Raw genomic sequence first — 13141 nt, forward strand, 5'->3', positions numbered from 1 at the left:
CTTTGGGAATAGGGATAATTTGCGTGCATTTTCGTGCATTTTTAAGAGAATTATGGGCTTTCCTGCATGAGATGTCACAAAACCATGGTTATGGTGAAGAGCCATTGATGTTTCAATTCATGCTGCATTTTATAAGATTAGAATTCACATTTTAATCTTTAAAAAATGTCGAAAAAGAGAAACGTTTTTTAAGAATAAAAATTTTTTACACAGTATACATCAAATAAACATGTATGGCTATTGTGTAATGAATTTTCTTCTAGAAGGGGAATATTATTTGGATAATATGCTCTCTTTGATTGGTGATCTTTTGTGTTAAAAGATATAGGTGAGGTGCGATGGATTATTTTTATGTTGTGGAGAAGGATTGATGAGTTTGTTTCGTTGTATTGGCCGTTCTGCCTTATTTATGTTGGATCCCGAGCAAGCACACAGTTTAGCGATTCTCGGGCTGAAAAGTGGATTAAATGGCTGTCAAAAGGTTATCGATAAACGTTTGTGTGTAACTGTTGCTGGGCTTGAGTTTGAAAATTTTATTGGTCTCGCAGCGGGGTTTGATAAAAATGCAGAGGTTGTGGATGGTATTTTTCGTTTAGGATTTGGTTTTACTGAAATTGGGACAGTGACACCAAAGCCTCAGATTGGAAATCCTAAACCACGGCTTTTTCGTTTAAAAGAAGATGAAGCGATTATTAATAGAATGGGCTTTAATAATGATGGACATCAAGTTGTTTACAACAGATTGCGTGCGCGTAAAAAAACTGGTGTTGTAGGAGTCAACATTGGAGCCAATAAGGATACGGTCGATAAGATTGATGATTATACTGTTGGTATTGCTCATTTTTATGATGTTGCTGATTATTTTACGGTTAATATTTCTTCTCCTAATACACCAGGTTTACGTGATTTACAGGCCCGTGACAGTTTGCATCTTTTGTTGAGTGCAGTTTCGAAAGCGCGAAATGAGCAAGAGAACAAGCATGGATTCTCCATTCCTATTTTTTTAAAAATTGCTCCCGATTTATCAGAGAAAGAATTAGATGATGTTGCTGAAGAAATAAAACTTTCTGATTTTAATGGATTGATTGTTTCTAATACAACTCTTGCGCGCCAAGGTCTTAGCAATAGTCACCTCAGTAATGAAGAGGGGGGGCTTTCTGGACGTCCACTTTTTGAGCTTTCTACTATTGTGCTTGCAAAAATGCGTCAAAAATTAGGGAAGGAGATTCCCATTATTGGTGTTGGCGGTGTAAAGGACGCACAAACCGCTTTGGAAAAAGTAAAAGCTGGCGCAGATTTAATTCAATTATATAGTGGGATGGTCTATGAAGGTCCACATCTTGCCATAACTATTCTGCAAGAGATTTTGCAGATGATGCAACAAGACGGTGTTGATAGCATAAAAGACTATCGTGATCATAGTCTTGAACATTGGGCAAAATTTCCTTTGTAAAAAAACGCTTTTTTCTTCACAAAAAATTGCGAGATTTTTTTAAAGGGGCTTGCAAACTTTGTTGATTTTCCTTATGTCACATAAGCGAAGAATAAATGTTTACGAAATCGTGAACAGTTATGATACATTTGCTTTTTATGCGGTTGTAGCTCAGTTGGTTAGAGCGCTGGTTTGTGGCACCAGAGGTCGTAGGTTCAAATCCCACCAACCGTACCATTTGTCTTGTTACAACTTTTCTAATTCTTATTTTTGGCGTTTTGTGAGGCGGTTAAAAGCCGTGCTTGGCGGGCTTTTTTGCGTGTGAGCCGTCACGGAGCAGAGACCTTGCGCGGATGATTTTTCTCAAATTTTGTCCAAAACGGAATGATACGATCAATAATCGCTTGAAATATAAACGGGTTAACTAAATCTATAATTCTGATTGCAATTGCAACAATAAATATCTCTATCAGTATATTTACATACTTTTAGTATATTTTGTAAACCAAGAGAATCTTATTTAACTTTCATTATTATTGCTCATAATATAAACCATTAAGTTTAAACACATAAAATAAGTAAGTAAGCATAAATTTACTAAAATATGACATATTTTTGACACAATGCCCTTAATTTTGTCAACTATATATTATAAATGCGAACTTGCATGAAAATGCATTCATATCTCCAGGGGTGTTCGGTGGTTGATTATGGGTAAGCCATTTTGGCGCGGGGACATAAGTAACCTTGGGGGATTTATTTATACACTAAATTGGAGAAAATAAATGGGAAGTTCAAGTCGTTCGCACGATTATTGCAGTGCCGATAATTTTAGTAGCAAATATAACTCTGGTAGTGCGTTTGGTAGCAAGCATGGTGGTAAGGTTGGCCTTGCGAGTGGTTTTGTCCTAGGATGGGCAGCGGGGCGTAATCCTATGACTGGCATGGCCGGAGCAAGCTTTGGGCAAGCTGTAGGCAATGAATTCGGAGACACCATAGGCGGTTATGCTGGTTATGGTGTGGCTGCTGCCCAGTGTGGCACACAGTTGTTGGGTCAATCTTTTGCTAATTCAGGTGGTGGGATGTTGATGCACTTTTGATGTAGTTCTTTGGGTTATCCTAAAGCCTAGAATGGTGGTACTGTAAAAGGTGCCACCTTTATGTTTAGAATATTACACAGGAGGAGCTATGGGCGAGTTTAGTATAGTGCTCGTTTATTTTTGTCTGTGGTTTGGCATGTTGTATCTATTCCTCAAAACTATTGCTATTAATGGAAAAAGCATGTTAGGCAGGGAGAACATAGTTGCATTCATAGTGGCGGCATTGGTTGTTCCTCCTCTCATTTATGCCTTTGAGTATTTTGAGTATATAGTCAGTGTGCCGATAACATCTTCTCATGTTGCTATAATTATGTTCTTTCTTTATTTTTGCATTGAATTTATACCCAATATAGTAAACAATATAAAATGCTTTAGTTTGGCCATTATCGCAAGTTGCCCCATTTTTTTCATCGCAGCTGGTTTTATTGTTGTGAGTGATGACCTTCTGTTAGATTTTTTTGATCGGCAGCTTTCGAGCTATATTTATCTGCTTTTCATTATTCCGTTGATGATAGGGGGGGCTCGCTATGTCCTAATTGCTAAAGCTTTGAAGGAAAAATCTATGTCAGTGCTAGATTTAAGCATTTGCATTGGCTGTGGGTTTGCCATAGGCGTCTTTTTTGTGTCATCACTGCTTTTATCAGACCTTCGAGAAATCTATCAACAGATAGGTTTTGCAAACAGGGAGGCAGTGAAAAAAATGTTTGATTATGCGGTGTTTGGTTTTGCTATTCTAACGGGCCAAGTTTTTTTGACATTTTTGATGGTTCTCTTTGTTACTACAAAGAAATATTATTGGTTGGTCCTTGATGTTCTTGCAGAGCTGTTTTTTAGCCTCTTTGTTTCTTATTATGTAGCGTTTGTTCATACAGATGATGACTATAGAATGGTTAGAAATTGGATTTGTTTGATGTTTGTTGTTTATGTGTACGCGCGTTACATTAAATCAAAGAATGTGAAGCTTAGCGTGATTAACCCGTTTAAAAAGAAAACTGAGTGAGAAGACAGGAGGCTATAGTTCTTTGGGTTATCCTAAAGCCTAGAGCAGCCAACCCAGGAGGGGCAGTTTCTGGAGCAATAGTAGGCGGGGTCCCGTGGCGCAGCCGCGGGTATTGCTAAAGCTGGTTGGGATTGTGCTCGCTCTAAGTGGTGAAATTGTTGTTTGACCTGGCTTTTTTAACAAGGTAAAGACCTTGCTAAGGGGTACACTATCAGCCTCTTAGCAGGGAGTTTTTCTCCCGCAATAATATCTTGGTATGCTTGGGAGGGCAAGGCGCTTTAAGGAAATTATATGTCTGACTTAATTTTTGGAATGCTGCTTAGTTTTGGGATAAGTTCCAGCCCTCGTCTCCTTAAAAACAATGGCTTGTTGGGCGAGCGCGTCATTTTGGGGGGGGCTAGCTGGCCTTTCCTGCGCTATCATCTTCGCTTATCCACATAGTGAAAGTGGGCTTACAGACTTATCTTTGCTTTTGGTATGTTATCTTGGCATGCTTTTAATTCTGTACGAGCACTACTTATATAAATATTTAGTTCTTGGATTCTGTGGTGCAGTTGCTGCCTTGTGTATTGGGGCAGGTTTTGTATATTTGAGCTCTTTGTTGCCATTGCCTGCTTTGTCTGCTGCTAATAATAGCCAGCAGCAGGTGGTGCATTACATGAGTTTGGTTGCTGCAAACTATCCCTTTTTTATCCTTTTGATATCAGTTTTAACTGCGGAGCTTTTGCGTTTGTGGTTGCTTCGCGTATATAAGCCAGAATTAGCTGCGCGTGAGGTCCTTTATTTCGGGCTGGGCTGGGGTGTTCTAGACTTATGCTATAAGACCCTCCCAGCTCTTTTTCTTTACTTGAATTACCGTGTTGATAGGGCGCCACAAATGGTGGGCTATGTCGCATTTGAATCTTGTCCACAAGCGATCAGCTATCTTATTGCCGCGGGCATGATTGTATTGATGCATGTTGTAAATACGCGTTTTATGTATCTTGGTTTCCAAGATAAGCGCAAGGTCTATTCCTATCTGCCTTTTGTAATTCATTTTGCGGTTGGTCTTTTGTTTATGTTTGACATTTCTTCAGGCTATGCAATATTAATAAATTCTATTTTTGAGGCTTGCAATAATGCTTGACAAATTGACATTATCTGTTATCGGCGCCGTTTTTTGTCTGGTGCTGATTATTTTCCCTTTGATGAAGAAAAAAACATTGGTTGAACATTTGGTTTTCTTGCTCGTTGTTTTGTGTCTTGTTTTTCTTTATGTTTATGGCGCTACGAGTTATTTTCCTTATTATGTTTTGGCGCTTTCGCTTATATTGGGGTACCGCTGGTTACTCTCTTTGGTTAAAACGTTTAAAGGCACGAAGGCGATTATTGGGGCAAGCGCTGGTTGTTATGTGCTTTTGATTTTTTTTCTATACGGCTTTATGCGTATGATAGGCAGTTTGATTTTTCTGCTTATAGTACGCCTAATATTGTTTTTGCTGTTGGTCTATTCCCTATAGGCATGGCGATTATGCAGTTTTTTTGCTCTCTCATTGGGTGGCAGAAGATAATGGCAATGGTGTAGAGGCAGCACTGGGCGTGGGAATGGCGTTTTTTTGTTCTTATCCTGCTTTTACAATGCTTGGCGGCTTGGGCGCGCTTTTCATGGCGGGCCGCTGAGCCAGAACTTCTTGCAATTGGGCATTATACAATCGCTACTATTCTTATGTTTGCTCTTATGCGGCAAATTTATGATTTTGTGCAAGACAGATTATCCATGAAGAAAAATAGCAGTTACGCTTTAGTAAATGAGGGGGCATAATAATGTTGGTTTTATTTATTACTTCGCTTCTCGCAGGCCTTATTTATGGCGCTGTCATTTATAATTTTTTTCGCTCTACATTTAGTTGGATAAATGTGCTGTTGAGCGGCATAGTTTTTGAGGTGATTGTTCTGTTAGTATGGCGTTACTCGGAAACAGAACATAAACTTGATGCCTTACGTTTACTGCAAGTGCTTGGCGTTGTTTTTCTTCTATGTGTGTTTCATCATTTTCTGAAGTTCAAATTGGTTGTCGCTGGTGCTGTGGGATGGTTTGTTGCTAGCTGCATTGCTGGCGGGTTTATTGCTTTTTGGGAGCAATCTGTAATAAAAACGCTTTATATGATGAGTATTGTTGAAACCAAGAGTCGTGCAGAGCAGGGGCTGGCGCTTGTTTTTTTATTTTTAACATTTTCGGTTTTTTTTGTTGTAGCAGAAGAAGCTATGCGTCGTTGGTTAGTTACTAAGTTTTATCGGTGCTCGCCTAGTTTGTTGTGGCGTTTGCCGCTGAATATTGGCATAGGCTGGGGTTTATGCGAATTAGTTTATAAGGCGCTAGGGCCTTTCCTTGTTTATAATGGTTGGCTTATTCGATCTAGCTTATTAGCCAGTGAATATGTAATTTTTTATTCCTGGACGCAAGCGAGTATTTTTTTGTGTGCTTTAATGAGCGTCATACTCATGCATATTTTCAATACATGCTTGGCGTATCGTGGTGTTGTTACGCGCTCTAAATTTTATGCGTGTGCGCCTTTTTTTGTCCACGCTATTGCTAACTGTTTCGGTGCAACAGTGCTGGTTACAGAGAAGGTTTGGTTTAATGTTGGGGGCAGCTTGTTTATTCTACTTTGTGTGATGTTGTTCGTATATTTTGAAAGCAAAAATCCTTTAATACAAAACATAAAATTGCGCGCTTAAAGTGTTGTAGAGTGATGAATAACTTTGCGTACTCTAAGTATGGCTAGAGAGCCTGATACGCGCTTTCTGTTCTGCAAAAAAATAGAGAAGGTTAGCACCGACGTAACGCGTCCAGTACCAAGAGCGACGTCATTTCTGCACTAATTGGGGGGAGGGTGTGCCACTGGCCACGCGCATATGGGAGCCTGAAAATATGTTATCATGCGACTTTCTAGTGTCCTCTATGAGATTGAAGCTGGGAATCTTGAGGCGGTGGGTAACGCATTATTGCAAAAACAAACCCTGGCTAGGGTTTGGTCATCTGATTATGCAACGGGATGTCCGGGTTGATTTCTTTTTTTTACGCTTTCAGGCGCCTATGCGCCCCTTCAGTTCGCTTGCGCGATCTATTTTGGACAATACAGAACTGCAACCCAATGTCGATTTTCTAATTGCAAGAATCATGAGCAAACATCGGGCTTCTCCTGAGCTGGGATTGTTGGCTTTTTTCGTTTGTCGTATGCCGATACTTCTCGCGCACTATCAAGCGCGGTTTAGTGCTCATTCCTTCGGTTTATCATCAAAGGATTTAAGAAAAAAATATAAAAAGGTCCCCCAATTATGGCTATAAAGCATCGCACCGAGCCAAATTTCTTGGGTATATGTCAGAGTATCACCTTAACCACACCGATGCGTGCTTGCGGGCAAATCGATATTTCTCACTGGAATTTAGCCCATAACTATTTGAAACAGGGCTTGTTACTCGAAGCCTTGCATCAGTTTTCAGTTCGATTCGCCACCGTGGTGGCTAAAAACTCGGATCTCACTTATCGCTATCTCCCTGTTATAGTTGAACAGTTTTTCTCTACCACCCATTTTGATAGCGATCGGTTGCGCGTTGAAGGATATATTGAACGCATTAATGAGGCCTACCGTATTCACTGTAAGGCCAGCCCATGCGACAATGGCAGGGCCGTATTGCGCAGGCAATCATCATTGTCAGTAAGGTCTGCTTCCCTAGCTCGTGTTCTGAGAAAGCCGCTCTTCCATTACTAGGCGATTTATGTAAGATTTCCTCCGTAACCGGAGATTCTTGTACTTTTTCCTTTAATGCGCATCACCCGCTTTTTGAGGAACATTTCCCCTCCCGCGCCGTATGTCCTGGTTCACTATTGATTGAGATGGTTCTGGCTTTGACCACGCAGGGTAGGGCGAAAAATATCGCATCTGTTGCGCTGAAAAAAGTAAAGTTCATTGAAGCAGTTTATTCGGAAGATACCTATCAGTTGACCATTAAACAGGATACAAAGTGTGAACCGGGTGGCGTTTTTTTATTCATACGGAAACTAAAAAACGAAGCACTTGCGGTAAGTTTTCTATCAAATATAAAAAGGAGGATGCGCCATGTTTAACATAATAATCTCTTTTATTCCGTGGAGTATTTACTCCTGGGTTATCAATGGAAACGTTTTAACTCTGGTCGAACGCTCTCTCATCTTGACTGTGCTTTTATTATTCATTATTGCTCTGAATATTAAAATTATCCGACAGGGAGAACCCGTGATGATTACGAACATTCTGACATTTATTGTCCTGTTTGTTAATTATTTCGCTGGATGGTCTACACTTTTACTGAACTACCCCACAGTTTTTTGCTATCTGTCACTTGCTCTGGTTTCATTGATGAGCTTGCTGGTAAAGAAACCCTTTACCATTTTTTATGCTCCTGCTGGTGTTTCTGAAGAAAAACGCAAACATATCCTCTTTTATCTCATCAATAAATATATTACATGGATTTGGGTCATCATCTTTTTTGCCAATGGTCTTCTAGGGGCTTTTTTTACATGCTCCCCCCAGCTTTGGTTGGTCACTATGAGTTTAATTTGTGTTGGTATTCTTTTTTCTAAATATCTTCCTAACATCATACAATATTTTTATCGCGTCAAACATCATGGAGCATAATATGTCATTGTTTAACATTCTGACTGGAACCCCTTTATGGGCCTGGATTTTACTTATTTTTCTCATCGCGAGGGGAATAATCGCATTGAAAGATAGGGAAATGAAGGTTTACCGCCTTTTTCTATTGCCGATAATCTTTCTTTTTTTGGGCGCAAGCGATGTGATTAAAGAGCTGGCGTTCCCGCGCTGGGGAGCAGTCTCAATGTTGGCAGGGCTGATGATCGGCGTTGGCGTTGGCTGGTTGCTCTGGCGTGCCACTCCGCGTTTAAAAATCAAAGAGGGAACGGGTTTAATTATTCGTCCTGGTACGCCGTTGACGCTGATATTTATTCTTATCGCTTTTGTCATCAAATTCACATTGATTGTTTTTCTCAAGGTTGAACCTGATTTGAAATATGCCTTTGATTTTAACCTTCTTTTTGGTCTTTTAAGTGGGTTTACCGATGGTGTGTTCTGGGGAGGCACATTAAATTTATATATAACGTTTCGAAAAAATATAAATTAGTTCCTATATCCTTAGCTGTTGATGCTTCTGTCAAGTATTATGATACAGAAGCGTTCGCTGTTTTACGTTGAAACTGCGGCTGCCATACGACTAAGTGGCCTTACGCCTGAGTATGCAAGAGCGGCAGAGTTTGTACAGTCTACGCCATAATATGTGGAGCACTCTTGCGGGAATGAGTGCATTATTATTGCGATATACATGTAACCCTCTAGCTAATATTATATTAGTAAGGCTGTTTTTTGAAGCCGCTTGTAATTACGGTGTGTTTTTAAAGAGAAGGTTCGAACGATGTATCTCTTGCAGTACCAAAAAATTTTATTGAAAATACTGAAAATGGGATGTGCAAGACGAACAAACGCTTGCTAAGGATATTGTATCAACGACTTTAGCTGCTGGGGGTATAATGTTGTACAAAAAAACGCATGGCATGAAATCCAAAAAACGAATAAAGGTGCATTGCGCTTCTCCTTTAATAACTGGGCATCTCCTCTTAGCTTAATGAGTTCTCATTATGCATCTTTTACGCAAGATTTGCGATGGAAAGACTTGACAGAAAAAATCAATACGTTTTGTTTAAAAGATCCGGGTTTAATATGCCCTTCAATAGGGAAGGGTATTTCACAATGTTTGTTGTGATGAAGCAATTACTCCTTCTTGGCATGCTACTGGCTATTGGTTTTATCTCTCAGATGATGATTTCCTTCACAGATGCGGCACTTGTGGCGCATTTAGGCGTTCAAGCCTTGAGTGGTACAATGTTGGCTCTAAGTATGTTTAGTTTTGTTATGTTGTTGGGACTAGGGATTATTACCGCAGTTGCACCAAAACTTGCGGAAAGTTTTCGCAAACAAGATAGAGATGCATTGAAGGCATGGTTTGATCAAGGAATATGGCTTTCCCTTTTGATTGGAATAATAAGTGCAATCATTTTACTCAATACGAGGAATATTTTATGTCTTCTCGGCCAAAATGAGGCAATTGCCAATATAGCGCAGAAATATAATAGTGGCGCTGCTATAGGGGTAGTGTTTTTTTATCTTTATGTAAATAGCCGTGGATTACTGTCAGCAATTGGTCATCCAAAGCCCTTAACTTGGATTATGCTTGCCGCTATTCCTGTAAATTTTTTCATCTCTTGGCTGCTTATTTTTGGTATAGGTCCTGCAAGCGGATTTGGTGTCTTTGGTGCTGGAATTGCGAGTAGTTTGATCCGTATTTTGATTGTTATGGCAGTAGCAATAATTCTGTCCCGCAATTCTACTTTTAGTTCCTTTCACTTTAATTATTTAAGACCAAAGTTAGAAATTTCACGAATAATACAATTACTGTTCATAGGACTTCCCATTGGTATCCGTATTCTTATTGCGGAGGGCTTTCCTTCTGTCATTGCCTTCATGATTACAGCTTTTGGGGTCGAAGCTTTGGCTGCGCATACGATTGGAATGCGTCTTGATATGCTTATTTCTGTGGTAGCTTTGGGGATTTCCAGCGCAGCTGCGACCATAGCAGCGTGGTATCAAGCCGATCGGAATCATATGGCTCTAAAACAGTTACGTATGAATGTCACAATTTTTGCTATAGCTTATGTCTTGTTTTTATCAGGGGGTGTTTATTTTTCTTATGAATTCATTCTTTCAATCATCTTTGACATTTCTTCAGTCCACGTTATTGTTTTCTCTTGGGAGTTGCTTCCGTTTGTCTTATTGTCTTTTGCTTTTGGCACTTTAGGAGCTATGCTCAATGGCATACTTGTGGGTTTGCTTGATACATTTTGGCCAACAATTGTTGTAACAATAAGCTATTGGGGGGTAGGCCTATTTGGAGGCGCATTAATGGCACATTTTTTTGAATATGGCTTTATAGGTTATTGGTTTGGCATGATTGGTGCAAGCTTAATCGTTTCTCTCTTTAACTATATGCGCGTGGGTTATTTAATAAAACGCAATCCTATGTTTGGGGCGAAGTGAGTGTTACAAAAGCGCTTGTAAAGCATTAGCTGTGAAGGCATAGCTAACACCGTCCATAGAGTCTGTTTTACTTTTATGGAGATAACAATATAGGTTACAAAATTTGCTTAATATTGAAAAGAAATGCCTTTGATTGTAGCCGCAATATTCTCTGTTGAGTTTTTAAAATAATATGGATTTATTAAAATCATTCGGCTTCAATTTAAGAGTAAGTTCGGTAGATTAGAACAGTTTAATACCGTAAAAAATGACTAGAAAAAGCGTGCTTATATTTATACGCGGTTGAAGAGTCATTTAAAAAAGTTATTGTTTTTATAAGTCATTACATTACAATCAGCGGTGCTGAAGTGCATGCATTTGTTAAAACAATCGCAGCCGCTAACGGTGTTATTCTTGCAAATCCTGTTTATCACAGGTCTTATTCAAGGAGGGGGTGAAAAACGCTCTTGATAATTTGGATTATGATGCTTTTTTAGATAAAGTTGTCAGTCTTATTTTTTATGGCAGTATAGCCAAAAAATGCGCACTTTTATGTGAATATTTGGTACCAGTTGTGCATACGCTTTATGGACATGTCCTGCAATATCAAGTTGTTTCGGCTAAGGTTGTTGCAGAATGATTGGTGCATGAAATACTTAACGTGAGCGCGGGGAGGACAGCAAAGCTTTTTTATATCAAAATAATAAATTGACAAAAAGTAACTATAATCCACACTTCTAATACAGGAGGTATAATTTTGAAAACTAAAAATATGTATAAGCCACTGAAAAAAATCAAATTAAGCGGGTTGATGTTACTGCGCTCAAAGTCCAAGCAAGTGAGCAGAAAAAGGCTACCAGCTTTATAGCTTTTAGATATATTAATGACGATAGATTATGAAGTTAAAAAGTTGCTCTATGGCTGTGCGGCAATGAGCGGGGTTCGGTTGATTACAGGTTCCTTCCATGCTTTTTTTTTCTTGTCTATGGGCGTTAGCATAACACAATTAGCTTTATTGCAAATTGTATTTAGCGTAGCTATTTGTATTTTTGAAGTGCCTTGTGGGATTTTAGGAGATAAAATCGGCGTTAAACAAAATGTTATCTTATCATGTTTCTTTTTTTCGCTCTTCTTCTTTTTATGTATCTACGCGCCTAATCTTTCTGTCTTAATTCCGGCAGAAATTATTTATGCTTTAGGCTTTGCTTTATGTTCTGGCGCTGATAGCACATGGATTAAAGGCTTAATCGACGGCAGTGGTTACAAGGGTAGTTTGATCTACCACCAAGTAAACGCCTATAAGCGGGAACTAACGGCATTCATGAATACGGTTGCTGGTGCGCTAGGTGTTCTTATTGTTTTGTGTATGGATAATTATCAGTCGGCATATTATTTTTGTTCTTTCGGATTTCTCGTGCTTGTATTCTTGTTTAGTCGGGTGACTGGGATAGGTATTGCATCCGTTTCGGATAGTCAGCCAATAGACTCAGGTTCTTTGTTGCATGCAACAGAAGCTTTTGCTTATTTAGTTACCTCAAAAATCGGGTTATATTATATATTGATATGTGGTTTTATTGTTGCCGCATTGCAGCCAATATTTCATTTTTGGCAACCTTTTATTTTGGGACAAACAGGAGTATTAGACAATGCAACAGGAAAGACTAAAATTCTTATTCTTGGCCTGTGCTTTGTGTCTTATACTCTCGTAAAATACTTATTTAATCGCTTTGTAATTAAATATCTTATGCAAAAATACGCTCCTATGGCGATAACTTTGTACTCACTAGTCCTGAGTGCTGTTGTTATGCTTGCTCTGCTTCTCGTTGCAAACAGTTGGGCCCCCATTATTTTATTCACCGTATTTCACAGTTTTTTTTCTGTCCCCGTAACGCAGTTTGAAGCAGAATTTTTTAAACATATTCAACAAAAGAATGCAAATACGGTTTTATCCATTGTTAGTTTTCTTGCACGTATTTTTGGTATTTTAGCGCTTGTGCTGATTGGTTGGTTGGCGAACAATGTTTGTATAGAAGCAGCTTTTTGTTTCACCTTGCTTTGTATATGTTTAATTATCCCGCTTAATTTGGCCTGGCTTTATACTGATAAAAAGTTAATAAAAGACGAAGAGGTTTGAAAGTGAAGATACAGTTGAACAGGGCCTTGCCTGTGACTTACATAAAGACACAGGAAAAAATAGTGTGTGGGTCATCTTATATGGATTTAGTCGAAATTAATAGCTGTCCATCGTTTTTAGTAGAGATGCTTATCGATTTGAATACGCCAAATGATTGTGCTGCTATTAGCTAGAAATATCGGGAACGAGCATATCAAGAGGCTTATGATATTGATGTTTTGCTAAATAGTGGGCGCGTATTAGATTTTGCAAAAAACGTAAGCTTTTTTAGAGTGCGCGGAGGAAATCCTCGATAAAGCGTATGTCAATTTTACTATTGCTGGTATTAAATATTTAAAACTAGCTGGCCAAGACTATAGTGTGCA

General features: G+C 39.0%; 14 protein-coding genes and 1 tRNA gene. All 15 read left to right on the top strand.

The window, feature by feature from the left end; genetic code table 11:
• Nucleotides 1–370: 370 nt before the first annotated feature.
• Nucleotides 371–1453, top strand: a complete 1083-nt coding sequence (locus tag ACFINF_RS03480) for a quinone-dependent dihydroorotate dehydrogenase (RefSeq protein ID WP_375619688.1) — start codon at nt 371–373, stop codon at nt 1451–1453.
• A gap of 139 nt (nt 1454–1592) precedes the next feature.
• Nucleotides 1593–1669: transfer RNA gene (locus tag ACFINF_RS03485), tRNA-His, on the top strand.
• A gap of 548 nt (nt 1670–2217) precedes the next feature.
• Nucleotides 2218–2532, top strand: a complete 315-nt coding sequence (locus tag ACFINF_RS03490; RefSeq protein WP_375619689.1) for a hypothetical protein — start codon at nt 2218–2220, stop codon at nt 2530–2532.
• Nucleotides 2533–2620: 88 nt separating this feature from the next.
• The gene (locus ACFINF_RS03495) at nt 2621–3532 is read left to right on the top strand and encodes a hypothetical protein (RefSeq protein ID WP_375619690.1); all 912 of its coding nucleotides are present in this window, start codon (nt 2621–2623) and stop codon (nt 3530–3532) included.
• Nucleotides 3533–4022: 490 nt separating this feature from the next.
• On the top strand, nt 4023–4658 hold the full coding sequence (locus ACFINF_RS03500; protein WP_375619691.1) for a hypothetical protein: 636 nt from the start codon (nt 4023–4025) through the stop codon (nt 4656–4658).
• Nucleotides 4651–5031, top strand: a complete 381-nt coding sequence (locus ACFINF_RS03505) for a hypothetical protein (RefSeq protein ID WP_375619692.1) — start codon at nt 4651–4653, stop codon at nt 5029–5031. Before ACFINF_RS03500 ends, ACFINF_RS03505 begins: the two co-directional genes overlap by 8 nt.
• 22 nt (nt 5032–5053) lie before the next feature.
• A complete protein-coding gene (locus ACFINF_RS03510; protein ID WP_375619693.1) occupies nt 5054–5191 on the top strand; it encodes a hypothetical protein in 138 nt (45 codons plus the stop codon).
• 144 nt (nt 5192–5335) lie between these two features.
• Nucleotides 5336–6250, top strand: a complete 915-nt coding sequence (locus tag ACFINF_RS03515) for a hypothetical protein (RefSeq protein WP_375619694.1) — start codon at nt 5336–5338, stop codon at nt 6248–6250.
• Between the two features lie 307 nt (nt 6251–6557).
• Nucleotides 6558–6860 carry a hypothetical protein gene (locus tag ACFINF_RS03520; protein ID WP_375619695.1) on the top strand — a complete coding sequence of 101 codons (303 nt, stop codon included), beginning with the start codon at nt 6558–6560 and terminating at the stop codon, nt 6858–6860.
• A gap of 325 nt (nt 6861–7185) precedes the next feature.
• Nucleotides 7186–7641 (top strand): hypothetical protein, encoded by a 456-nt coding sequence (locus ACFINF_RS03525; RefSeq protein ID WP_375619696.1) that lies wholly within the window; start codon nt 7186–7188, stop codon nt 7639–7641.
• Nucleotides 7634–8191 carry a hypothetical protein gene (locus ACFINF_RS03530; protein ID WP_375619697.1) on the top strand — a complete coding sequence of 186 codons (558 nt, stop codon included), beginning with the start codon at nt 7634–7636 and terminating at the stop codon, nt 8189–8191. Before ACFINF_RS03525 ends, ACFINF_RS03530 begins: the two co-directional genes overlap by 8 nt.
• A 1-nt stretch (nt 8192) precedes the next feature.
• Nucleotides 8193–8696, top strand: a complete 504-nt coding sequence (locus ACFINF_RS03535; protein WP_375619698.1) for a hypothetical protein — start codon at nt 8193–8195, stop codon at nt 8694–8696.
• 623 nt (nt 8697–9319) lie between these two features.
• Nucleotides 9320–10663, top strand: a complete 1344-nt coding sequence (locus ACFINF_RS03540; protein ID WP_375619699.1) for an MATE family efflux transporter — start codon at nt 9320–9322, stop codon at nt 10661–10663.
• Between the two features lie 433 nt (nt 10664–11096).
• Nucleotides 11097–11282, top strand: a complete 186-nt coding sequence (locus tag ACFINF_RS03545; RefSeq protein ID WP_375619700.1) for a hypothetical protein — start codon at nt 11097–11099, stop codon at nt 11280–11282.
• Nucleotides 11283–11525: 243 nt separating this feature from the next.
• Complete coding sequence (locus ACFINF_RS03550) at nt 11526–12776, top strand: MFS transporter (RefSeq protein ID WP_375619701.1); 1251 nt, start codon at nt 11526–11528, stop codon at nt 12774–12776.
• Nucleotides 12777–13141: the final 365 nt, after the last annotated feature.

Origin of the sequence: Bartonella sp. TS25HLJMH, from assembly GCF_042193505.1 — a bacterium.
GTDB lineage: Bacteria > Pseudomonadota > Alphaproteobacteria > Rhizobiales > Rhizobiaceae > Bartonella > Bartonella grahamii.

Bases quoted from the DNA above. Each gene is read 5' to 3' on its own strand.
- ACFINF_RS03480 (WP_375619688.1), top strand. From the start codon at position 371: ATGAGTTTGTTTCGTTGTATTGGCCGTTCTGCCTTATTTATGTTGGAT.
- ACFINF_RS03490 (WP_375619689.1), top strand. From the start codon at position 2,218: ATGGGAAGTTCAAGTCGTTCGCACGATTATTGCAGTGCCGATAATTTT.
- ACFINF_RS03495 (WP_375619690.1), top strand. From the start codon at position 2,621: ATGGGCGAGTTTAGTATAGTGCTCGTTTATTTTTGTCTGTGGTTTGGC.
- ACFINF_RS03500 (WP_375619691.1), top strand. From the start codon at position 4,023: ATGCTTTTAATTCTGTACGAGCACTACTTATATAAATATTTAGTTCTT.
- ACFINF_RS03505 (WP_375619692.1), top strand. From the start codon at position 4,651: ATGCTTGACAAATTGACATTATCTGTTATCGGCGCCGTTTTTTGTCTG.
- ACFINF_RS03515 (WP_375619694.1), top strand. From the start codon at position 5,336: ATGTTGGTTTTATTTATTACTTCGCTTCTCGCAGGCCTTATTTATGGC.
- ACFINF_RS03520 (WP_375619695.1), top strand. From the start codon at position 6,558: ATGCAACGGGATGTCCGGGTTGATTTCTTTTTTTTACGCTTTCAGGCG.
- ACFINF_RS03525 (WP_375619696.1), top strand. From the start codon at position 7,186: ATGCGACAATGGCAGGGCCGTATTGCGCAGGCAATCATCATTGTCAGT.
- ACFINF_RS03530 (WP_375619697.1), top strand. From the start codon at position 7,634: ATGTTTAACATAATAATCTCTTTTATTCCGTGGAGTATTTACTCCTGG.
- ACFINF_RS03535 (WP_375619698.1), top strand. From the start codon at position 8,193: ATGTCATTGTTTAACATTCTGACTGGAACCCCTTTATGGGCCTGGATT.
- ACFINF_RS03540 (WP_375619699.1), top strand. From the start codon at position 9,320: ATGTTTGTTGTGATGAAGCAATTACTCCTTCTTGGCATGCTACTGGCT.
- ACFINF_RS03550 (WP_375619701.1), top strand. From the start codon at position 11,526: ATGACGATAGATTATGAAGTTAAAAAGTTGCTCTATGGCTGTGCGGCA.